The organism is Vibrio sp. 2033, assembly GCF_033339735.1.
The window spans coordinates 1-964 of the sequence record NZ_JAWOVC010000142.1 but is presented as its reverse complement, the minus strand read 5'-3'; the positions used below and the strand labels follow the sequence as shown (position 1 = coordinate 964).

The window sequence follows — 964 nt, the reverse complement described above, 5'->3', positions numbered from 1 at the left end:
CACCCGTCACTACACGATGTAGTTTCCGAGCATCCACACGCTTCCCTGATCGTTGGTTACGGTGAGCAACTCGCTGGCTGGCCTGGACCAATCCGTAGAGCTGCGTTCTTATCTTTGAAGTGGTGCTCTTCACATCCCCTACCAGGCTTTTGCCAACAGCAGGGTTGTCCTGGGTGTTCACAGCAGAGCGAACAGTCATATAGCTACTGTCCCCCTTATCTTGAGCCACCCGGTTGAGCTCGGCTTTAAGTGCATCATGCGCGTCACCACGCAAATCACCGGCACCGGCATTCAGAACCTGCTGGAGCATTTTGGCCGCGTCTTGTTTCGCCGCGTCAGAATTGCCACCAGCCTGGCTTTGTCCTGCCTTGCTGCCACCATCAGTATCCGACTTGCCTTGGTCGCCCTGTCCTTTCGGATCAGATTTCCCGTTAGCATCGTCTTGCTTCTGGTCTTTACCTTGCTGATCACCACCATTGGCATCAGGCCCTTGGTTTGGATCGTTACCCCTTCCGCCCTGACTGTTCTGAGTTTGGTTGCCACCAGCATTCTGCTGGTTGTTACCATCCTGACCATTCAGGGGCGTTTGCTCTTCTTTCTCCTTTTCCTCCTCGATCATCTTGATGATTTGGTCGGCCAAGGATGTCACCTCTGCGGTTGACTTAGTGTTCACAGCCTTACGCAGTAAAGCGTTCAGCCGAACAACAACACCCTGAGGGAACACGCGCTCGAATACGGGGGTAGCCGAATCGAGATAGGGTTGAAGGACGGATTGCCCTACAGCCTTGGTTTGCAACCAGTACAAACAAAACCCTGTCAGAATGGAGGCAGGGGCCTCTTTGTCTGTGACGTGCTCGTAATGACCAGCTTGAGCCATATAGCGAGCAACCTCATTCAGGGTCTGCGACGTACCGGGGAAGAGTTCCATCATGGCCCGTTCTATGCGGCAGTCCTCCAAAACGTT

At 53.8% G+C, this 964-nt stretch carries 1 pseudogene; it reads right to left on the bottom strand.

Annotation, left to right across the window (positions count from 1 at the left end):
- A pseudogene (locus R7P74_RS25190) lies at positions 1-931 on the bottom strand (VWA domain-containing protein); the annotation flags it as partial.
- Positions 932-964: the final 33 nt, after the last annotated feature.